The 21760-nt window shown below is 66.0% G+C and carries 17 protein-coding genes; 11 read left to right on the top strand and 6 right to left on the bottom strand.

Annotated features, from left to right (window positions below; genetic code table 11):
* Positions 1–41: 41 nt before the first annotated feature.
* On the bottom strand, positions 42–953 hold the full coding sequence (locus B5D62_RS27270) for a sterol desaturase family protein (protein WP_218191344.1): 912 nt from the start codon (positions 951–953) through the stop codon (positions 42–44).
* A gap of 85 nt (positions 954–1038) precedes the next feature.
* Here B5D62_RS27270 and B5D62_RS27265 point away from each other — a divergent pair, with 85 nt between their 5' ends.
* The 8 genes from B5D62_RS27265 to B5D62_RS27230 all read left to right on the top strand — a co-directional run bounded on the left by B5D62_RS27265 (position 1039) and on the right by B5D62_RS27230 (position 9182).
* The gene (locus B5D62_RS27265) at positions 1039–1695 is read left to right on the top strand and encodes a TetR/AcrR family transcriptional regulator (RefSeq protein ID WP_085937215.1); all 657 of its coding nucleotides are present in this window, start codon (positions 1039–1041) and stop codon (positions 1693–1695) included.
* Between the two features lie 89 nt (positions 1696–1784).
* Positions 1785–2597 (top strand): CoA-transferase subunit beta, encoded by an 813-nt coding sequence (locus B5D62_RS27260; RefSeq protein WP_085937214.1) that lies wholly within the window; start codon positions 1785–1787, stop codon positions 2595–2597.
* A gap of 10 nt (positions 2598–2607) precedes the next feature.
* Positions 2608–3759, top strand: a complete 1152-nt coding sequence (locus B5D62_RS27255) for an acyl-CoA dehydrogenase family protein (protein ID WP_085937213.1) — start codon at positions 2608–2610, stop codon at positions 3757–3759.
* Between the two features lie 3 nt (positions 3760–3762).
* A complete protein-coding gene (locus B5D62_RS27250) occupies positions 3763–4650 on the top strand; it encodes a CoA transferase subunit A (protein WP_085937212.1) in 888 nt (295 codons plus the stop codon).
* A complete protein-coding gene (locus tag B5D62_RS27245) occupies positions 4647–5384 on the top strand; it encodes a FadR/GntR family transcriptional regulator (RefSeq protein ID WP_085937211.1) in 738 nt (245 codons plus the stop codon). The genes B5D62_RS27250 and B5D62_RS27245 overlap by 4 nt, the downstream gene beginning before the upstream one ends.
* A complete protein-coding gene (locus B5D62_RS27240) occupies positions 5384–6544 on the top strand; it encodes a CaiB/BaiF CoA transferase family protein (RefSeq protein ID WP_085937210.1) in 1161 nt (386 codons plus the stop codon). The genes B5D62_RS27245 and B5D62_RS27240 overlap by 1 nt, the downstream gene beginning before the upstream one ends.
* Entirely contained in the window at positions 6513–7478 is a 966-nt protein-coding gene (locus B5D62_RS27235) for a tripartite tricarboxylate transporter substrate binding protein (RefSeq protein WP_085937209.1), read from the top strand. Before B5D62_RS27240 ends, B5D62_RS27235 begins: the two co-directional genes overlap by 32 nt.
* A 96-nt stretch (positions 7479–7574) precedes the next feature.
* Positions 7575–9182, top strand: coding sequence for an ABC transporter substrate-binding protein (locus B5D62_RS27230; protein ID WP_419188822.1), 1608 nt, complete (start codon positions 7575–7577; stop codon positions 9180–9182).
* Here B5D62_RS27230 and B5D62_RS27225 read toward each other — a convergent pair.
* The 3 genes from B5D62_RS27225 to B5D62_RS27215 all read right to left on the bottom strand — a co-directional run bounded on the left by B5D62_RS27225 (position 9179) and on the right by B5D62_RS27215 (position 13899).
* Positions 9179–11428, bottom strand: a complete 2250-nt coding sequence (locus B5D62_RS27225) for a xanthine dehydrogenase family protein molybdopterin-binding subunit (protein WP_085937207.1) — start codon at positions 11426–11428, stop codon at positions 9179–9181. The genes B5D62_RS27230 and B5D62_RS27225 overlap by 4 nt on opposite strands.
* Before the next feature lie 85 nt (positions 11429–11513).
* Positions 11514–12278: a hypothetical protein gene (locus B5D62_RS27220; protein ID WP_218191343.1), complete on the bottom strand. Its 765-nt coding sequence runs from the start codon at positions 12276–12278 to the stop codon at positions 11514–11516.
* 19 nt (positions 12279–12297) lie between these two features.
* Positions 12298–13899, bottom strand: coding sequence for a lysine--tRNA ligase (locus B5D62_RS27215; protein ID WP_085937206.1), 1602 nt, complete (start codon positions 13897–13899; stop codon positions 12298–12300).
* 81 nt (positions 13900–13980) lie between these two features.
* Between B5D62_RS27215 and B5D62_RS27210 the strand changes: the two genes are divergently transcribed.
* Positions 13981–15108 carry a YbfB/YjiJ family MFS transporter gene (locus tag B5D62_RS27210; protein WP_085937205.1) on the top strand — a complete coding sequence of 376 codons (1128 nt, stop codon included), beginning with the start codon at positions 13981–13983 and terminating at the stop codon, positions 15106–15108.
* On the opposite strand, the gene B5D62_RS27205 is transcribed toward B5D62_RS27210, so the two are convergent.
* Together B5D62_RS27205 and B5D62_RS34100 are read right to left on the bottom strand one after the other, a co-directional pair.
* The gene (locus tag B5D62_RS27205) at positions 15105–16337 is read right to left on the bottom strand and encodes a flavin monoamine oxidase family protein (protein WP_085937204.1); all 1233 of its coding nucleotides are present in this window, start codon (positions 16335–16337) and stop codon (positions 15105–15107) included. The genes B5D62_RS27210 and B5D62_RS27205 overlap by 4 nt on opposite strands.
* 2 nt (positions 16338–16339) lie before the next feature.
* Complete coding sequence (locus B5D62_RS34100) at positions 16340–17494, bottom strand: sterol desaturase family protein (protein WP_085937203.1); 1155 nt, start codon at positions 17492–17494, stop codon at positions 16340–16342.
* Between the two features lie 69 nt (positions 17495–17563).
* On the opposite strand from B5D62_RS34100, the gene B5D62_RS27195 reads away from it, so the two are divergent.
* Together B5D62_RS27195 and B5D62_RS27190 are read left to right on the top strand one after the other, a co-directional pair.
* On the top strand, positions 17564–20404 hold the full coding sequence (locus B5D62_RS27195; RefSeq protein WP_085937202.1) for an ATP-dependent DNA helicase: 2841 nt from the start codon (positions 17564–17566) through the stop codon (positions 20402–20404).
* A gap of 86 nt (positions 20405–20490) precedes the next feature.
* Positions 20491–21486 carry a Bug family tripartite tricarboxylate transporter substrate binding protein gene (locus B5D62_RS27190; RefSeq protein ID WP_085937201.1) on the top strand — a complete coding sequence of 332 codons (996 nt, stop codon included), beginning with the start codon at positions 20491–20493 and terminating at the stop codon, positions 21484–21486.
* The last annotated feature ends 274 nt before the right edge of the window (positions 21487–21760 follow it).

The following is a 21760-nucleotide window of genomic DNA, read 5'->3' as shown; positions in this document are numbered from 1 at the left end:
CAGTCTGTCGAGGCAGCAGCGGGCGCTCAAAGGAGATTAAGTCATGATACCCCGACCGGCGCCGGCTGCATCCGGGCGGCCGCCGCGCGAGCGCGCAGCTCCGTCGTGGTCAGGCCCTGCCCATCGGGACGCCAGCCCGGCGCGCCGAACAGGTAGCCCCAGGCTTCACGGAACGATCGCGCGCCCGCCAGGTCCTTCGCCAGCCCGATCCACGGCTGCGCGTTGATGAGCACGGGGTTGTATGTGGTCACCCGCGTGACCAGGCCGTACTCGCACGGCAGATCCTCACGCTCCTCGACATAGGTTCCGAACAGCCGGTCGAAGACGATCAGCACGCCACCGTAGTTGGCATCGAGATATTCGGGGTTGCGCGCATGGTGGACGCGATGGGCGGACGGCGTGTTCAGCACATATTCCAGCCAGCCCAGCTTGGGAATCCAATCGGCATGGATCCAGAACTGGTAGAGCAGATTCAGGAACAGCGCGGCCAGAACCGTCTGCGGCTCGAAACCCAGCAGCGCCAGCGGCGTGAAGAAGACGGTGGCTCCCGTCAGCTTGCCGAACCAGCCGAGGCGATACGCGGCCGCCAGATTGAACTGGTTGGGCGAGTGATGGACGGCATGGGTATTCCAGAACCAGCGCACGGTGTGGCTGGCGCGGTGATACCAGTAATAGAAGAATTCGAGACCGATGAAGAGCAGCAGCACCGAGCCGACATTGTCGATATGGAAGGTGAAGAGACGGTGCTCATACGCCCAGGCGAAGACCGGCATGGCAAGGCCGTACGGCAGCAATGCCAACAGGCGACGGACGGCCAGATCGGCTACCGACGTACCCCAGGCCTTCCAGTCGTAGCCGGCAGGCCGGGTGCGAGACAACCACAGCCCTTCGATCAGCGCGGCTCCCAGCACCACCGGCAACAGGATCAAGTAAAGCTTGGCAAGCGTTCCCACAGGAAGGCTCCTTTCCTTTCGATGCCTCTCAATATATGAGGTTGGCTCATGTTTTATACTCGCCTTCCGCAAGCTGTGAGGACGCATGGCAAGGAGCTCGCAAGTCCCTGAAAATAAAAGAAGAAAGCCGAGGCAAGCGCGTGCGGAGGAGACCGTCGCGGCAATCCTCGAGGCGGCGGCTCAGATTCTCGAGGGAGGCGGGCTAGCCGCGTTCACGACCAACGCCGTGGCCGAGCGCGCCGGCGTGAGCATCGGCACGCTCTATCAGTACTTCGCCGACAAGAATGCCGTGCTGCATGCACTGGCCGAGCGCGAACTGCGTGCCGTGCTGCAGAGCGTCGCCGAAGCGCTGCGCAGCGACTCGGAGCCGACGGTCGAGGGCCGGGTGCGGGCCATGATCCGCGCCATCATCGGCGCCTTTCGCGGCCGGCAGCGCGCGCGCAAGGCTGTACTGCAGGCCATCCTCTCGCAGGGAGACGGCGGCGAGATGATGTCTCCGGTCGCCGCGTTCATCCGGCACGCCGGCGAGAATATCGGCCGCGGCCCGAAGTCCGTCTTCGCCACGCTGTCGCCCGAGCAGATCTTCGTCGTCTCCCGCGCCCTGATGGGGACGATCCGCGCCGCCGTGCTCGAGGAACAACCTTTCTTCAAGGCCCGCAGCTTCGAGGATGAGATGGTGCGGCTGGTCCTGGCCTATCTGCGCGCGGCCAGCGGCAGCGGCTACCAGCCGTCCGGCGACTGAACCGCCCGACGAAATGTCCGCTCGCGCTTTATTTGACTCCTATTGGTCCGACCAATAACTAAACGGACCAATAGAGGAAAGGGAAGGAAATGCCGGTACGCTCGGACGCCTGTTCCATGGGCGAGATGCTGGCCGTCCTGCTGGCCCGCGATATGGCGGACGGCGAGAAGGCCATTGTCGGGACGAACTCCGATATCCAGGTCGCGGCCTGCAACCTCGCTCGACAGCGTCAGGCACCTCACCTGTGGTGGGTATCGGGACCCGGCGGGATGACCAACGCGACAGAGGGCATCGTTCGGCCGGCAGCCGACGCCGAGAACATTGCCGTCGCCGAGGCAGTGATGGATCTGCCGCAGATGATCGACTTCATCGACTGGCAAGTTCACTTCTTCGATTTCGCCATCCTTGGCGCCTTGCAGACCGACCGCTTCGGCAACATCAACACGGTCTGCATCGGCGACCATGCACGCCCGAAGCTGCGCGGCCCCGGCACTGTCGGCATCAGCGCTTTGTGCGGATTGTCGCGGCGCTTCTACATCATGATGACCCGACATGATCGCGGCGCTTTCGTGCCCAAGGTCGACTTCATCTGTGGGGCGGGGCATCTCGATGGCGGCACGTCCCGTACCGATCGCGGCCTGCCGGAGGGCGGCCCGCGTCTGGTGGTGACACCTCTCGGCGTCTTCGATTTCGAACCCGAGGGCAAGGCGATGCGCGTCAAGTCCCTGCATGAGGGCGTGACGATCGAAGAAGTGCGCGACAACACCGGCTTCGATCTCATCGTGCCGGCGGCAATCGAGCGTACCGTTTCTCCCGATGACGAGGAGCTGTTCATCCTGCGCCGCGCCGTCGATACGACCGGCGTGTTGGCGCGCAAATTTCCCTGGCCCAAGGCGAACTGAAGGTCCTGCGATGCATAATTATCATTTCGAAGAACACCATCTCCTGTTGCGCGACCAAGTGCGCAAGATGGTGGAAAAGCATGTGGCACCGATCGCCTCCGAGATCGACGAGAACAACCGCTTCCCCGCGGAGCTGGTCGAGATATTCGGCGACATGGGCCTGCTGCAGCTGTGGGTGCCGCAGGAATATGGTGGTCCCGGCGGTGACCTCACTTCTGTTTGCCTGGTGAAGGAAGAGATCGCGAAGGTCTCCGAGTCCGCCGCTCTCATCGCTGCCAATAATTCCATTGGCCTCATTCTGCCGATCCTGAACTTCGGGACCGAAGAGCAAAAGCGCCACTATCTCGGTCTGTCCGCCAAGGGGCGCACGATCACAGCGGTCGCGATGACCGAATCAGGTACCGGCTCCGATGTCTCCTCGATGAAGACGCGGGCGGTGAAGGATGGTTCGAGCTGGGTGCTTAACGGCAGCAAGATCTACATCACCTTCGGCTCCGTTGCTCACTTCATCCTGGTGTTCGCGCGCACCAGCGAGGGCAAGGGTGCCAACGGCATCTCGGCTTTCCTGGTCGATACCAAGAGCAAGGGCTTCTCCTTCGGCAAGGAGGATCGCAAGATGGGCATACGCGGCGTGCCCAATGTCCCGATCTTCTTCGACAATGTCCGCGTGCCCGAGGAAAACATGATCGGGCCGGAAGGCCAGGCCTTCAAGACCTGCATGCGCATCCTCGATCTCAATCGTCCGACGGTCGGGGCAACGGCTGTCGGACTCGCACAAGGCGCAATCGACCACGCCACTGCCTATGCGCGCGAGCGCCAGCAGTTCGGCCGTCCGATCGCCGAATTCCAGGCTATCCAGTTCATGCTCGCAGACATGCAGATGCAGACCGAAGCGGCACGCTGCATGCTCTATGATTGCAGCCGCATGGCCGACCGCCAAGAGTGGGACGGCTTCTCGGCCAAAGCTTCGATGGTGAAGTGCTTCGCCAGCGATGTCGCCATGAAAGTAACCACTGATGCCGTCCAGATATTCGGCGGTGCTGGTTACATGCGCGACTATCCAGTCGAACGCTATATGCGCGACGCCAAGATCAATCAGATCTTCGAGGGAACGAATCAGATTCAGCGTCTGGTAATCGCTCGCCACATGTTGCGGCACTGAGCCATGACCTCCTCCAGAAAGATCGTCTCCCTCGATACCGCTCTATCCGCGGTGCAGGACGGCATGACGCTCGGCATTGGCGGCTGGATCTTTCACGGCCAGCCAATGGCGCTGGTCCGCGGCCTGATCCGCAAAGGGGTGCGCGATCTCACTCTCGTGCCGTCGCCGGGCAGCGTTGCACCCGACATATTGATCGGAGCCGGCTGCGCCAAGGCGACTGCTTGCGTCTTCATCAGCTTCGAGCATCTGGGGCTGGCTCCCAACTTCCGCCGGGCCGCCCAGGCAGGCCATGTGAAGGTCATGGAGATGGACGGACCTGGCATCGCCGGTGGCCTGCGCGCCGGTGCCTGTGATCTGCCCTACGGGCTGATACCCGACCTCGGGACGGACTTGCCGAGGGTCAATCCCGAAGGCTATCGCCGGGCGCGGATCCAGGAGGGCGGCCGTCCTCTGCTTGAGGTGCCGGCGATCAAGCCCGACGTCGTGTTCCTGCACGGCCAGCAAGCCGATGAGGAAGGTAACATCCAGTATTTCGGCGCCGCCTACTTCGACCTGCTGATGGCGCAGGCAGCACGGCACGTCATCTGCTCAGTCGACCGCATCGTGCCGTCGAGCACGGTCCGCCAGTCGGCGCGCCTCACCAAAATCCCATCGGCGTTCGTCGATGCCGTGGTGGTGGCACCCTACGGCGCACATCCAGGCGCCAGTTCCGGCCTGTACGAGCAGGACGAGGCGCATCTGAAAGCCTACGTCACGGCGAGCCGCGACCAGAAGTCGTTCGACGGCTATCTTGCCGAGCATGTGCATGGCGCCAATGGCGAGCAGACGTATCTCGACCACATTGGCGCGGGCACCCTTGCGTCGCTGTCGTCGGGAACAAGCAAGCCATGAACCCTGGATTCGATCCTATCAAACGCCGCCGCCTGTCGGATGAAGTCTCCGCCCAGATCCAGGTCCGGATCGCATCGGGAGAGCTGCGCAGCGGCGACAAACTGCCGCCCGAGCGCGAGCTTGCCACCCGCTTCGGCGTCAGTCGCGGCGCCGTCCGCGAGGCCCTGCGCACGCTTGAGCGTACCGGCCTTGTCTCTTTGCAGGCCGGCTCGCGCGGCGGCGCCTTCATCGGCCAGGGAAACCCCGGCCTGATCGGCGACAGCTTCCGCAATCTCTATCAGCTTGGCAGTGTCTCGCTCGAGGAGTTGACGGAAGCGCGGCAGTGGGTCGAATCGGCCGTCGTACGCGTGGCTGCCGAGCGGGCGACCGAGCAGGATCTCGCCGCCCTGACTGCGAACGTGGACGAGGCCGAACGCCTTTTCATCGCCAAGCGTTACGACGACAAGATCGACGTCCATGTCGAATTCCACAATCTGCTCGCTCGCGCCACGCACAACGCGGTCATGATGATGGTCATGGGGGCGTTGATGGAAGTGATGCGCGACTTCGCGCATGCCGTCGGCGGCGAACGCAACGACCTTACCATAAAGGCCCGCCGCCGCCTGCTCGACTGCCTGCGCCGGCGCGATGCCGATGGCGCCGTTGCATCCATGACCGAGCATCTCGACAACCTCCATCAACGCTATCGCGGCCGTGCCCATCATCGTCAGCGTGCAAGGAAGAAGATCAACTGATGTCCGTCCGCGCTCCTCTCGCCGGCATGCGGGTCGTCGATTTCACGAGCATGATAGCTGGTCCCTATTGTGCGCGGCTGCTCGCGGATTGCGGGGCGGAGGTCCTGAAGATCGAAGAGCCGCACGGCGATCACATGCGCAGCCGCCCGCCCCTGCGTGACGGTCACAGCGCTTATTTTGGGCATCTCAACGCCGGCAAGAAGAGCCTTGTCCTCGATCTCAAGAGCGATACTGGACGCAAGGCGGCTCTGGAGCTGGTGAAGGGAAGCGATGTCGTGCTGGAGAACTTCCGGCCCGGGGTAATGAGGCGACTCGGTCTCGACTATGCGGCCCTCGCCGGCATCAAGCGCGATCTTGTCTACTGCTCGATCTCCGGCTTCGGCCAGACCGGACCACGCGCCCAACAACCGGCCTATGCCCCTGTCATTCATGCCGCGAGCGGCTTCGACCATACCCAGTTCACCTATCAGGACGGCCAGGACCGGCCAGCCAAGACCGGCATCTTCGTCGCCGACGTTCTGGCCGCAGTCTATGCCTTCGGCGCCATCCAGACCGCTTTGATCGGCCGCCTGCGCCATGGCCATGGTCAGTTCATCGACGTTGCCCTGATGGACTCCATGCTCAACCTTCTGGTCTTCGAATGCCAGGAAGCGCAGTTCCCGTCCGATACGCGCCGGCCGCTCTATGTGCCCATGCGCGCGCGCGACGGCTTCGTGATCGTGGCTCCGGTCAACCAGCGCAACTTCGAACAGCTTGCCGATGCCGTCGGCCACAGCGAATGGAAGTCGGATCCGCGCTTTGCGACCGTCAGTGCCCGCACCGCGCATTGGGATGCGCTCATGGCGGCCATCGAGGAATGGACCGCGCCGAGACCGGCACGGTCCTGCGAGGAGACGCTGATGGCGGCTGGCGTCCCGTGCTCGCGCTATTTGACCGTTGCCGAGGCGCTCGCCGATCCGCAACTGGCCGCTCGTGGCGCACTGGCGCGCGTGCGTGACGGCGCCGGTGAATTTCTGGTGCCGAACCCGCCATTCCGATTCGCCGATGGCTCGGTCGGCGTAGGTTCGACCGTGCCGGAGCTCGGCGCACACGACACCATCACATCAATAACGAAGCGGGAGGAACAACATGAAGAGACGGGTAGGCCTGCTGTGCCTTAGCCTCGCCCTGGCATTGCCGGGACTGGCCTTCGCGCAGTTTCCGGAGAAGCCGATCAGGCTGGTCGTGCCCTACGCACCGGGCGGCACCACCGACATCATGGCCCGTACCATGCAGGAGGGCCTGTCAAAGGCCTTGGGACAGACCGTCGTCGTCGACAACAAGGCAGGCGCCGCTGGCGCAATCGCGACGTCGCAGGTCGCCCATTCCGCGCCCGATGGCTATACGCTGATCTTCGGCAACAATGGTCCCAGCGCCATCGTTCCCCTGATCCAGAAGGATGCCGGTTACGATCCGGTCAAGGACTTCGCGCCCGTATCGCTGGTGTCCATCGCGCCCCTGGTCCTGGTGGTTCATCCGAGCGTCCCCGCGAACAATGTCGCGGAACTGATCGCCTGGGCAAAGACCCAGCCCAACGGCGTCGAATACGCCACGGCCGGCGCCGGATCTCTCGGCCACCTCGCGACCGAGCTGTTCGCCAAGGAAGCCGGCATCAAGCTGATCCATGTCCCTTACAAGGGACAGGCGCCGACGACCATGGCGGTGCTGAACGGAGAGGTGAAGATCCTGCTCACGACTTCGTCCGACACCATGGATGCGGCCGTCAAGGCGGGAAAGCTGAAGCTGCTCGGCGTCTCGACCGCCAAGCCCTCGCCGCTGATGCCCGGCGCGCCGACAATCGGCCAGTCGCTCAAGGGCTACGAGGTCAATGTCTGGTTCGGCATCCTCGCACCCGCGGGCACGCCGCAGCCGGTTATCGCCCGCCTCAACGAGGCGGTTCGGACTGTCCTCGCCGACCCGGAGCTGCAGAAGAAGTTCGTTGGCTTCGGCTGCATCGCGATGGCGAGCACGCCGGAAGAATTCGCGGCCATGATCGGTGCCGAGGTGCCGAAATGGCGGGAAATCGTCGAGACGGGACACATCACCACCCAGTGACGCCAGGACGCACTCTCCACATGCCGTAAGGCAACCACAACCAAGCTGTCATCAATCGATCACCGGCGGCGCGGATGGTCCGCCGCCTGGAGATCCCTGATGCTTCTGTCCCGTCGTCGTGCCCTCACCCTGGCCGGCACCGCCGCCCTGCCCTGTCCAGCGATCGCCCAAGGCGATAATCGCCCCACCATCACGGTGGCGGTGCAGAAGATATCGACCTCCAACACGCTGGAGCCGATGCGCGAGCAATCGAATGTCGGTCAGCGCATCTTCTACACCTTCGCCGAGACGCTGACGGACCATGCCTGGACCGGCGACCTGTCGCTGCAGCCCGGTCTCGCGGAGAGCTTCCGACGCATCGACGAGCGAACGATCGAACTCAAGCTGCGTCGCGACGTGCGTTTCCACAACGGCGACGCCATGACGGCAGAGGACGTGGCCTTCAGCTTCGGTCCCGAACGCATGTGGAGCGGCAGCACCGTTGATACACGCGGCATGTGGGTCTCGACGACGCCGGGCGCCACCAGCAAGGTGCCGCCACCCGAGGCCCCCAAGATCGCGATGGGCGCCTATCCCGGTTTCGAGCGCATGGAGATCGTCGCCAAGGATACGGTGCGGTTCGTCAACCGCGTGCCCGACGCGACACTCGAAGGCCGCCTGACACGCAACACCGGCTCCATCTTCTCGCAACGCGCCTTCGCCGAGGCGCCGACCTGGCTCGACTGGGCGCGCAAGCCGGTCGGCACGGGCCCCTATCGCATCGTCGACTACAAGCCCGACTCCACTCTGACGATGGAAGCGTTCGACGATTATTGGGGCGGCCGGCCGCCGATCAAACGACTGCGCTTCGTCGAAGTACCGGAAGTGGCCGCGCGCGTGAATGGCCTCCGTGCCGGCGATTTCGACTTCGCCTGCGACATGCCGCCGGACCAGATCGCCACCATCGAGTCCAATCCCAAGCTCGAGGTCGTGGGCGGGCCGATCATGAACATCCGGCTCACCATCTTCGACAAGCATCACCCGACGCTGAGGGATCCGCGTGTCCGCCGGGCAATGACGCAGGCGATCGACCGGCAGGCGATCGTCGATGCGCTGTGGGCCGGCCGCACCAAGGTGCCGAAGGGCCTGCAGTGGGATTTCTTCGGTCCGATGCTGCTCGGCGACTGGGCCGCGCCGGCCTACGACCCGGCCGAGGCGGCCCGACTGCTGAAGGAGGCACGTTATGACGGCGCGCCGATTCCCTATCAGATGCTGAACAACTACTACACCAACCAGGTGCAGACAGCGCAGATCATGGTCGAGCAGTGGCGGGCCGTCGGCCTGAACGTCGCCATCGAGATGAAGGAAAACTGGGGCCAGATCCTCGGTCGTTTCCCGGAGCGCGGCATCTGCGAGAACTCCAACTCCTCCTGGTTCAACGATCCCGTCGCCTCGCTGGCCGCCTATGCGCCGGGTGGTCAGACCTGGGAAGCCGGTCAGTGGGAGAACGACGAAGCGGCCCAGCGCATCGCCGCGCTGCAAAGCGGCACCGATCTGCAGCAGCGTCGCGCCGACTTCCGGCGGATCCTCACGATCCTGGAGCGCGAGGATCCCTGCTACAACGTGATCCACCAGAACGCGACCTTCACCGCCAAGCGTCGCGACTACAAATGGCGGCCGGCCCAATCCTTCGTGGTCGACTTCCGCGCCTCGAACTGGGGTTAGCGCGCCGCCGTCGAGGCCGCTCGGATCGCCGACCAGACGCGTTCCGGCGACGCCGGCATGTCGATATGGGTGACGCCGAGATCAGCCAGCGCATCGACGATGGCATTGACGATCACGCCCAATGCCGGCGTGATCCCACCCTCTCCGCCGCCGCGGAAGCCGAGAGGATGAGTCCCCGAGGGCACCTCGCTCAATGAGGTCGTGAAGAAAGGGAAATCGTCGGCGCGCGGCAGGGCATAATCCATGAACGAGCCGGTCAGGAGCTGTCCGCTCTCCGGCTCGTAATGACAGCGCTCCATCAGCGCCTGTCCGGCGCCCTGCACGATGCCGCCATGGGTCTGGCCGTGCAGGATCAGCGGATTCACGGCGCGACCGACATCGTCGATCGCCGTGTAACGATCGATGCGCACGACGCCCGTTTCGGCGTCGACTTCGACCTCGCACACATGCCAGCCGTACGGATAGGAGCCGACGCGGCTGTCAACGTCGGCCGCCTCGCCGATCGGGCCATCGCGCGCGGCGAGCTCGTACAGGCCGATGCCTCGGTCGGTACCGGCGATCGTGAACCGGCCATCGGCGAAGGTGATGTCGGCTTCCGCGGCTTCGAGCCTTCGCGCCGCCAATTTCCTCGCCTTGGCGATGATGCCGAGCGAGGCCTGATGAATCGTCGTTGCAGCAAGCCGCAGCGAGCGGCCGGAATGCGAGCCGCCACCGACGGACACGCGGTCGGTGTCGTCGCTGACCAGCCGGACGGTACCGACAGGGACGCCGAGCCATTCGCTGGCGAGCTGGGCGAAGCTGGTCGCGTGTCCCTGCCCGGACGACAGCGTGCCGATGACGATCTCGAGAATACCTTCCGGCAACACGGTCACTTCCGCCCGCTCGTTGGGAGCGCCACTCTGCGCCTCGACGTAGCCGCCCAGACCGATGCCGCGCTTCAGGCCGCGCGCCGCCGTGGCATTTCGGCGGGCATCGAAGCCCTGCCAGTCGGCCAGCGCCAGGATCTGCTCCAGCGTGGAGACATAGTCGCCGCTGTCGTAAGTCACGCCAAAGGCGTTGGTATGCGGCGTCGAGCGGATGAGATTGCGACGGCGCAGCGTGATGCGATCGAAGCCATGGGCACGCGCCGCCAAATCGATCAACCGCTCCATGACGAACATGACCTCCGGCCGGCCGGCGCTGCGATAGGGAGCGGTGCAGGCCGTGTTGGTGAGAACGCCCTGCGCCCGCGCTATCGCCGGCAGATGATAGAGGCTCGTCATCAGCTGCGTGCCCTTGGTGAGCGGCACGAATGATGCGGTATAGGCGCCGAGATGGCTGACGCTGGTGGCACGCAACCCGACGAACGTGCCCTCCTCGTCCAGCGCGAGTTCGGACTCGATGCGAAAGTCGCGGCCGGCATAGTCCGAGGCAAAGCACTCCTGCCGTTCGGCGGTCCATTTGACGGGCCTTCCCACCTTTCGCGCGGCCCAGCAGACGAGGGCGAATTCGGGATAGAAGAAATTGCGCGTGCCGAAGTTGCCGCCGACCTCCTTCGCGATCACGCGCATCTTGTCGGGCTCGATGCCCAGGATGATGGCGACCTCCTTCTTCGGTCGCAAGATCGCGCCTCCGCCGGCATACAAGGTGTAGCGGCCGGTCACGCTGTCGTAGACGCCGAGAGCGGCACGCGGCTCCATCGGCACGCCCGCAATGCGCTGGATCTCGGTCTCGAGCCGCACGACATGCGCCGCGCCGGCAAAAGCTTCCGATGTCCGCGTCGCCTCGCCAACCAGGGCATCGACGACAACCTGCTTCAGCGGCGGGAGCGTCTCGTAGTCGATGCGAACGGCCTCGGCCGCGTCCTTGGCGTGCGAGATCGTATCGGCCACGACGAAAGCCACCGGCTCGCCGACGTACCGCGCAGCCTCGATCGCCAGAACAGGCGGCCGCACCACCGTATGCGGCGAGCCGTCGATATTGGGAAGCTTGATGTCGGGCGGACTCATGGCTTGCGGGACGTGCGGAACAGGCTGCAGACCGTCAGCCACCACGTCGGCGCCAGTCAGTATTGCCAGCACACCCGGCATCCGCCGCGCCACGTCGGTATCGACACTGTCCAGCCGCGCATGCGCGTGCGTCGAGCGGACGACGATGCCATAGGCCTGCCCTTCGAGCCGGAAATCGTCGCTGTAACAGCCGCCGCCCGTCAGCAGCCGGGCGTCCTCCAGCCTTGGGACGGGTGCTCCGATTCCGCTCCTCGCCATGCGCCTCCGCCTTTCGAAGAACTCCGGTCCTCACACCAATCGGCCGCAAGCATGCGTCAGGGCTGGATCGCAGGCAAACCGATCGTCAGGTCAGCGGAATGAGTTCGAGGATGTCGGCATCGAGCACGAGGTCGTCCCGGGCGGAAAGAAGCCATAGTCCATCGGACCGGTAACGCAGAATGGGCCTGTTCCACCAGACGTCGATCAGATGCGCCAATGCGGCGGCCTCGCGAGGATCGAGGTCGTCGACGAGATTGAACAGACCGACGACATAGAAACCGGTTTCACGGCACCCCATGAGTCGCTGCACCTGACGCAGAACATCGATGCCATCGCGCCGCTCCGGATAGACCCGCAGGTAGAGGCGTCCACGATTGATGGTGCCGGAGAACAGGCCGCGCAGTTCGACGCTGATGCCGCCGAGACGCGCCAGAGCGGCGCGCCGATCCACGCCGGTGGCGGGCAGCTTCTGCCCGCTCGCGAGCGAGCCGCAGAGGGTGGCATGCAGCTTGTCGCGCCGTCGTTCGACGATATCCCATGCGATCTTGTGCGCGAAGGGCGCGGCCTTGAGATCGGCTTCGAGCGCTCTGTAGGCATCGGCCCCGTGCAGGAGATCGGCCGGTACCGGCAAGACCAGAGAGACGACCGGCTCATGTCGTCCGAACTCGTATGGCGTCCCGGCTTTCCTCGCGATGACGCCGGGATGGCGCGGCGCGACCAGAGGCAGATGAGCGAGGCGGTAGGCCTCGTCGAGACTGAGGCCTGCGCCATCGACGAAGGTCGTGCGCCTCGCATCGTAGCCGAGCTCGCCATCGCCGCAGAAGGGCAGGTCGGACGCCGGCAGCGCCACGGGCAGCGCCCCGCGCCGACTAGGCCGCCTTGCCGAGGTCCTCGCCGGCCAGGGCACGCTCAATCAGTCTCACGACATTGTCGCGGCCGAAGAGCTTGATGAAGGCGCCCATGCGCGGTCCCTGCTCGCTGCCCAGCAGAACCTCGTAAAGCGTCTTGAACCACTGGCGCAGCTCTTCCTTTGCGAAGTGCCGCTTGCCGGCTTCGTAGACCTCGTTCTGGATGAACTCAGCGCTTTCGCTCTCAGGGATGGCGCGCAGCGTATCGGCCAGATCCTTGAGCGCCGCGCGCTCCTTGTCGGTCGGCAGCCGGAACTTCTTCGTGCTCTTCACGAAGTCCTGGTAGTAGGCGACGGCGCCCTGCAGCAGCCGGTCGAGATAGGGCGCGTTCTCGGGCGTCGCGCCGGGCACGTAGCGGCGCAGGTACTGCCACAGCACGTCCTTGTCGTCGGTATGGGCGACACTGGCGAGGTTGAGCAGCATCGCGAAGCTGACGCCGGCAGCATGGTGGTCGACCGGCTTGCCGTTATGGATGTGCCAGGCTGGATTGTCGGCAGCCTTCGCCGGCTCCTCGGACGGCATCTTCTCGATGAACGAGAGATAGTCGTCGATGGCCCGCGGGATCACGTCGAAATAGAGCCGCTTGGCCCGCCGCGGCGCCTGGAACATATAGAGCGCCAGCGATTCCGGCGGCGCGTAGCGCAGCCATTCCTCGACCGAGAGACCGTTACCCTTCGACTTGGAGATCTTCTTGCCTTCCTCGTCGAGGAAGAGTTCGTAGTTGAAGCCCTCGGGCGGCTTGCCGCCGAGGATGCGCACGATCCTGGCGCTGAGCTCGGCGGAAGGGATCAGGTCCTTGCCGTACATCTCGTAGTCGACGTCGAGCGCGAACCAGCGCCCGGCCCAATCGGCCTTCCATTGCAGCTTGACGTTGCCGCCGGTCACCGGCGTCTCGACCAGCGTGCCGTCCTCGTCACGATAGACGATGGTGCCGGCATCGGCGTCGGTCTTGATGACCGGCACCTGCAGCACGCGACCGGTCTTCGGCGAGATCGGCAGGAAGATCGAGTAGGTCGCGCGCCGCTCCTCGCCCAGCGTCGGCAGCATGATCGCCTGCACCTCGTCGTAGTGGCGCAGCATGGTGAGCAGCATCTTGTCGAAGCGACCCGACTTGTACCAGTCGGTCGCCGACTGGAACTCGTACTCGAAGCCGAACGAATCGAGGAAAGCGCGCAGGCGGGCGTTGTTGGCGGCGCCGAAGCTCGGATACTCGTTGCTGAACGGATCGGGGACCGCCGTCAGCGGCTTGCCGAGATGCTGCGCCAGCATCTCCTTGTTCGGCACGTTGTCGGGCACCTTGCGCAACCCGTCCATGTCGTCGGAGAAGCAGAACAGCCGCGTCGGGACGTCCGACAGGCGCTGGAACGCCTGGCGCACCATGGTGGTCCGGACCACTTCCCCGAAGGTGCCGATATGCGGCAGGCCAGACGGGCCATAGCCGGTCTCGAACAGCACATAGCCTTTGGCCGGCGCTTTGCCGCCGGTCCGGGCGACGAGCTTGCGGGCTTCTTCAAATGGCCACGCGCGCGCGGCCTCGGCGATGGTGCGTTCAATCTGTGACATGGAGCGGCGAAACTAGGTTCCGGCGACAATTGCGTCAATCGAAGCGACGCCGCAAAGTGCCCGCCTCACGGAAAGGGTGGCATGACGAAATCGCCTGTCCTGCTCGCATTCGGCGGCCTGCTGGCGATGGCAGCGGGCATCGGCATCGGCCGTTTCGTCTATACGCCGATCCTGCCGCCCATGGTGGCCGCGTTGGGGCTCACAAAGAGCCAGGCCGGCCTGATCGCCTCAGCCAACTTCGTCGGATACCTCGCAGGGGCCCTGCTGGCAGCGCTCCGTCTGCCCGGTACCCGCCGGACCTGGCTGCTGGCGGCACTGGCCGTGAACGTTGCCTGCCTCGCCGCCATGGGGCTCACCGACTCGCTGTCGCTGTTCCTGCTGCTGCGCCTGGTCGCGGGCCTTGCCTCGGCGTTCATCCTGATCTTCGCCTCGGCGCTGGTGCTCGACCGGCTGGCAGTGGCGGGACGCAGCGGCCTCTCCGCCCTGCACTTTGCCGGCGTCGGCACCGGCATCGCCCTGTCGGCGGCGCTGGTCTCGACCTCCAGCGACTGGCGGGCGATGTGGTTCGCCAGCGCCGCGCTCGCCCTCCTGGCGAGCCTCGCTGTCGTGGCGCTGGTGCCCGCGGACCCTGCCCGTGCCGCCGGATCGACGGAACCGCATCGGCCAGCCAGGCTGAGCACACGGTTCCTCGTGCTGGCCGCCGCTTACGGATTGTTTGGCTTCGGCTACATCATCACGGCGACCTTCATCGTCGCCATGGTGCGCGGCACGGCCGAAATCGCGGGCCTCGAACCCTATATCTGGGTGATGTTCGGCCTGAGTGCCGCACCCTCGGTCGCCCTGTGGACCCGGCTCGGCGTGCGCTGGGGCATCCTCGCCACCTTCGCCGTGGCCGCGATCGTCGAGGCGATCGGCGTGGCGGCCTCGGCGCTGTGGATCACCGCGGCTACGGTCGTCCTCTCGTCCATTTTCGTCGGCGGCACCTTCATGGGCCTGACCGCGCTGGGTCTGATTGCCGCCCGCGAGGGCGAGGGCGATCCGCGCGGCCGCATCGCCTTGATGACCGCCTCGTTCAGCGCCGGCCAGATCCTGGGGCCGACCTTCGCTGGCTATATCTACGACCTCACCGGCAGCCTGGCCGGCCCGTCCTGGTGCGCCGTCGCTGCACTCGTGGTCGCAGCCGGCTTGTGCGTGGCGATCAAGCGTTAGCGCTTGTCGAGGAGAGCCAGGGCCTCATTGGCGGCCCGCAAGCCGGAGGCATGTGCGCCGGCGAGCGTACCCGAATCGGTTGCTTCGCCGGCGAAGAAGATGCGTCCCTCGTGCGGCTGCGCCAGCACGCTACGATCGTGTTGGCCCTCGGGGCCGGGGCGTGCCACCGACCAGGCGCCGCGGGCATAGCGATCCTCGCTCCATCGCGTCGAGCGCGCGCCAATGAAGGTCGAGCGCAATTCCTTGCCGAAGACAGTGGCGAGCGAAGACAATGCCCAGGCGCCGGCCGCCGTGGGCCCAAGCCCTTCAAGCTCCTGCGCCTCGTCCCCCGCGGCGAACACGATCGCCCCCTCGCGATCCCCCGGCCGCACTTCCGCCCGCACCACCTTTCCCTTGGGCGTGAGCGCCGTGATGCGGGCGTCGGCCGGTGCGTCGATCACGCGCCGCGAGAAGCCGACCGCCACCTTGTCATAACGGGCCATCGACAGGGCGGCGATCGCGGCCCGCTTGCCCGGCTTGAGCGGCGGCGCGAAGCCGACATCGCCCACCGCCAGCACGCCTACCGGCACGGTGACGATGGCAGCCCGGGCCGCGATCTCGCCGGCCGGTGTGACCAAGCTCACCAGTCGACCGGTCGAATCGAGCCGCAGGACCCGCGCGCCGAGCTTGACCGGGACGGCCGCTCCCCAGTGCGCGACCAGCACTCCAACGCCCTGCGGCACATCCTGTTCACCCAGGAAGGGCGGCCGGCGTAGCAGCTCGGCCAAGGCGACCTGCTCGAGCGGCTCCTTGGGCGTCAGGATCTGGCGCGGATCGGCGCCCGGTAGGGCCCTATGCACCTCCTCGACCTTCTTGGCGAGATCCGCGGCCACCTTCTCGTAGCGCGCATACTCTTCGGGGCCGAGCTCCTTGCCGTTGATCAGGATCGCACCAGCCTCCGGCGGCGGCGCCGCCGTGACGCCCAGCGCCTGGGCCAGCGGGCTGTTGGGAATGAGTCCCGCCGCGCCCATGTCGAAGGCGAAGCCGAGGCTGGCATCCGTATAAGTCCGGCCGCCGATGCGATCGCGCGCCTCCACCACCTGCACGCTCTTGCCGGCCGCCATCAGCGCTTTGGCTGCCGTGAGCCCGGCCAGGCCGGCGCCGACGATCGCGACGTCGAGGCCGGCTGCGCGCGAAACTCCTGGCGCAAAAGCAAGGGCCGCCGCCGTCAGCAGCCCGCGGCGGCGCACGGTCAATGCTTCCAGGTGAAGGGAAAGAGCTGTTGGCGCAGATAGCTTGCCGGCATGTAGTCGCCGAGCACGCCATACTTGCCCGGGAAGCGCCGATCGGATTTCACCGCCGTCCCGAAGAGATAGTCGAGAAAGGCGAAATGCGCCGCGTAATTGCGATCGATCGCCTCGCGCTCGGAGCTGTGGTGCCAGTGATGAAAGTCGGGCGTCACGATCAGCCATTTGAGCGGCGCGCGGGCGAAGGCGGCGGGCAGGGCCACGTTGGCATGGTTGAAGACGGCCTGGAAGCCGACGATCACGATGTAGACGTTCATCGACGCTTCGGTGAAGCCCAGCACGTAGAGCACGCCCAGGATCGAGACGCGTGTGGTCAGCAGCTCGAACAGGTGCAGCCGCGACCCTGCCATCCAGTCCATGTACTCGGCACTGTGATGCACGGCATGGAAGCGCCACAGAACGGGAATCTCGTGGTAGGCACGGTGGGTCCAGTACTGCACCAGGTCGGCGACCAGCAGCACCAGGAACAGCTCGGCGAAGAAGGGGAGCCCGCCGACCCATTTCTGCAACGGCGGCCAAACCAGCCATCCGAACAGGCGATGGATGGCGAAGTTCACGATCACCAGCGCCAGACCCACCAGCAGGTGGTTGACGATGAAATGCGTGAAGTCGATCTGCCAGCCCGGTCGGAACACCGGCTGCTGCCGATGCAGGGGAAACATCTTCTCGATCAGGATGAACACCATGCTGGAGCCCAGGAGATCCAGCAGGAACCAATCGAGGCCGATGTAGGGTGTGTTGTCGGGAAAGTCGCCGACCGGTACGCGATGTCCTCCGAAGGCGACGGCGATCGCCAGCAGCACCAGCGCCGTTCCGTTCAGCCAGCGATTGCGCCACCGGATCAGGTTGGCGATCGCCAAGCCGCCAGCGATCACCATGCCCACCAGCATGATTTCGCGCAGCACATTGACGTCGTACTTCTTCCGCAAGTCCGGTGTCGTCAGATACTCGGGAAAGTGAAAGGCGAGGACCGCCAGGACTGCCATGCCCGACAGCGCGAAGGCGATCACCCCGGTGATCTTGCCATAGCCGGGCCGCAAGGCGCCGGACTGGCGGAAGATGGCGGTCGACTTGCCAAGGACCGGGGGCGGCGGCTTCATGACGCGTGAGTGTAGTTGCAACCGGCGCGCGCTGCATCGGACAAAAAGGGTGTGGTATTGAGCCGGGCAATGCCGCCATTCCTCCCCTCGCCCGCCCTGCTCGCGACCGCGCGCGGGGCGTTGTGGCTGTCGAACGACGGCGAGATCGAGCGCATCATCGGACCGGAGGCAGGGCTGCGCGCGGGTGGCACCTTTCCGCTCGTCTGCCACGCTCCGGCGACGGCGGCGCGGCTGGGCCTGGATTCCCTCGCCGCTCGCGACCTGCTGGAACTCTACGCCTTCGTCCATCCAGCCACCTTCTGCCTGCCGACGGTGCGCGGCCTGTGCGAGGCGCTCGATCTGGCGGTTCCAGTCACGCCGGAAGATGAACTCGCCCGCCTGCCCGAGGCAGCGAAGGCGCTGCTCGACGCCCTGGAGGACATGGCCGCCTTCGCTTCTCCCGATCTCAAGGACACGGCGCTGGCGATGGCGCGAGGCGACTGGACTTGGGGTAAGCAGGTGCTCGCGGCCCTGGGTCTCGATCCGGAGCCGGCGAGGAAGCCGCGGCTCGGCGCCGGCCTCGATATCTGGAAGAGCCTGCCGGCCTGGGAGGAACCGCCGCCGCCAACGCCGCCCGGCTCGCAGCCGGTCGAACCGCGCGAAGCACGGCTGAGGCTGGCACAGATGATCGCCGCCGGGCCCAATATGGCCGAGGCGCGACCGACGCAGAGCGATTATGCCTCTGCCGCCTCCGAGGCCTTCGCGCCGCGCGAGGAAGAGGACAAGCCCAAGGTCGTTCTGGTCGAGGCCGGCACGGGCGTCGGGAAGACACTGGGCTATGTCGCTCCGGCCTCGCTGTGGGCAGAGAAGAACGGTGCGCCCGTCTGGATCGCCACCTACACCCGCAACCTGCAGCGCCAGATCGACAGCGAGCTCGACCGGCTCCATCGCGATTCGGCCGAGAAGCGCCGGCGCGTCGTGATCCGCAAGGGCCGCGAGAACTATCTTTGCCTGCTGAACTTCCAGGAAGCCGTGCTGCGCACCGGCCTGGTGCCCGAGAATGCGGTCGGCCTCGGCCTGCTGGCGCGCTGGGCGCTGGCCTCGCGCGACGGCGACATGATCGGCGGCGATCTGCCGTCCTGGCTGCTCGACCTGCTGGGCCGCAGCCGTATCTCGCGCCTGGCCGACCGACGGGGCGAATGCATCTACTCGGCCTGTGAGCACTACAAGAAGTGCTTCGTCGAGCGCACCATCCGCCGCGCGCGACAAGCCGACATCGTGATCGCCAATCACGCGCTCGTCATGGTGCAGGCGGCGATGGGCGGGCTCGACGATGCGACGCGACCGCTGCGTTACGTGTTCGACGAGGGCCATCACCTGTTCGATGCTGCCGATGGCGCTTTCGGCGCGCATCTCAGCGGCGTCGAGGGCTCCGACCTGCGGCGCTGGATCCTGGGCGCCGAAGGCCGGCGCGGCAGCCGCGCGCGCGGCCTCGAGCGGCGCATCCAGGACCTGCTGGGCGAGGACGAGGAGGCGCAGAATGCGCTGCGCCGCCTGCTCGACCTGGCACGACGCCTGCCCGCGCCCAACTGGCAGACGCGGCTCGCCGACGGCACGGTGCTGGGGCCGGCCGAGGAGTTCCTGGCGCTGGTGCGTATCCAGGTACGCGCCCGGGCGGCGGGGGAGGATCAGGGCTTCGGCATGGAATGCGACATCCGCCCGCTCAATCCCGGCCTGCTCGAAGCGGCCGACGCGCTGGCCAAGCTGTTCGAGGACATGCTGATCCCGGTGCGCAAGCTGCGCGCGGCGCTGCGCGCCAAGTTGGAGGCCAAGGCCGACGAACTCGACTCCGGCCAGCGGGGACGAATCGAGGGCGTCGCCCGCTCGCTCACCAACCGCTGCGAGCTGACGCTCGAGGCCTGGCGGTCCATGCTGCGCGGCCTGCACAACGACGCCGATCCCGCCTTCGTCGACTGGTTCGCCATCGAGCGCAGCCAGAACCGCGAGACCGATGTCGGCATGTACCGGCATTATCTCGATCCCACCGAGCCGTTCGTGAATTCGGTGCTGAAGCCCGCGCACGGGGCCGTCATCACGTCGGCGACGCTGCGCGATTCGCTGGGCGTGCCCGCCGCCGCAAACGACGACTCGGCAGAGCGCGGCCTTCCAGTGACGTTGGGAAGCATGAGCGCAATGGGAGTTGCGCGCTCCCATGAGGCTCCCGCCGACTGGTTCGCAGCCGAGGCGCGCACCGGCGCGCGGCACCTGCTCGCGCCGGCGATGCGGGCCGCGATGGCTTCGCCGTTCGATTATGCCAGCGCCACGCGGGTGCTGATCGTGAAGGACGTGAAGCGCGACGATGCCGAGCAGGTAGCCTCGGCCTACCGCGAGCTGTTCCTGGCCGCCGGCGGCGGCGCGCTGGGCCTGTTCACCGCCATCGGCAGACTGCGCGCCGTGCATCAGCGCATTGCACCGGCGCTCGAGGAAGCCGGCCTGCCGCTCTACGCCCAGCATGTCGGCGGGATGGATGCGGCGACGCTGGTCGACATCTTCCGGGCCGAGGAGCATTCCTGCCTGCTCGGCACCGATGCGGTGCGCGACGGCGTCGACGTGCCGGGCCGTTCCTTGCGCCTCATCGTGTTCGACCGCGTGCCGTGGCCGCGGCCCGACATCCTCCATCGCGCGCGCAAGGCCGCCTGGAAGGCGGCGGGCGCCGGCGCCAACGCCTATGACGACCTGCTGGCCAGGTTGCGGTTGAAGCAGGCCTATGGCCGCCTGATCCGCCGCGCCGACGATCGCGGCGTGTTCGTGATGCTCGACTCCCGCCTGCCCTCGCGCCTGCTGACGGCCTTCCCATCGGGTGTGCCCATAGATCGTGTCGGCCTGGCCGAGGCGGTTGCGGCTGTCCGCGCATTCCTGGACGATGCGTAAGGTCTTTGCCGCGGGGCACGCTGGAGCGACGCACGGCCGAGGCATAAAATGCCTCCCAACGATAAGCCCTGGGAGGCACGTCCAGCATGATGACCCGCAACCTCGGGCGCCGTCGTGCGCTCGTTCTGTCCGGCGGCGCCTTCGCCGCCCCGATGCTCGCGACGGGCCTCGCCCGTGCCGGCGAAGACTGGCCCAACAAGCCGGTCCGCTACATCAATGTCTTCCCGCCTGGAGGACCGACCGACACGCTGTCCCGCATCGTCTGCAACCAGCTCTCCGAACTCACGGGTCAGCAGTTCATCGTCGACAACAAGGCGGGCTCGGGCGGCAATATCGGCACCGAGGCGATCGCCCAGGCGCCACCCGACGGCTACACGATCGGCCTCTACACCATCGCCTCGCAATCGATCGCGCCCACGCTCTATGCCCGGCTGCCGTTCGACGTGGAGAAGGACTTCACCGCCATCGCCATGATGTGGGCGGTGCCCAACATGCTGATGGTGCGCCTCGACCTGCCGGCCAAATCGGTGCCGGAACTGATCGAGCTCGTGAAAAGGAGCCCGGGCAAGTACTCCTTCGCTTCCTCGGGCGCCGGCACCACGCCGCACATCACCGGCGAGATCTTCAAGCAGCTCGCTCACGTCAATCTGCTGCACGTGCCCTATCGCGGCAGCGCGCCTGCCTACCAGGACCTGCTGGCGGGCCAGGTCGACATGATGTTCGACAACATCCCGGGCCCTCTCGGCCTGATGCGCGGCGGCAAGGTACGCGCCCTTGCCGTGACCTCGCGACAGCGCCATCCCGCCGTACCCGACATCCCGACCATGGGCGAGTTCCTGCCCGGCTTCGAGATCACCTCGTGGGGCGGCATCTGCGGCCCCGCCGGCCTGCCGGCCGCCATGGTCGAGAAATGCGCCACCCTCACCCGGCAGGCACTTGACAGCACCCCAGTGAAGGCCGCGTTCGATCAGCAAGGTGCGACGGCCTTCTGGATGAATCCCGCCGATACCGCCGCTTACCGCGCCGAGGACGCGCAACGGCTCGCCCCGATCATCAAGGCCTCCGGGGCCAAGGTGGAGTAAATCACGGCGGCGTTCCCTCACTGGAAAGAACATCGCCATCGCCCCCGCAGAGGGTCCTTTCCGTTAAATAAACGGAAAAAAAACGAGAGCAGCATCCGCAAGCAGATCATGCCGATACTCTAAATGCGGGCTGGCATCGGACCTATTATGGTCGCCAACGACTTATGGTCACCAACGGCAAGGGTGCCAGAGGCGCGACGCACCGGCCTATGGAATCCGCCGACCATCGACTACAATCGGTACACTTCCGCGACTGCAAATTGTGACTGGGTCG

Origin of the sequence: Enhydrobacter aerosaccus, from assembly GCF_900167455.1 — a bacterium.
Classification (GTDB): Bacteria; Pseudomonadota; Alphaproteobacteria; order Reyranellales; family Reyranellaceae; genus Reyranella; species Reyranella aerosaccus.
The sequence above is the reverse complement of the archived record's forward strand: the minus strand, read 5'-3'. Positions and strand labels throughout refer to the sequence as shown.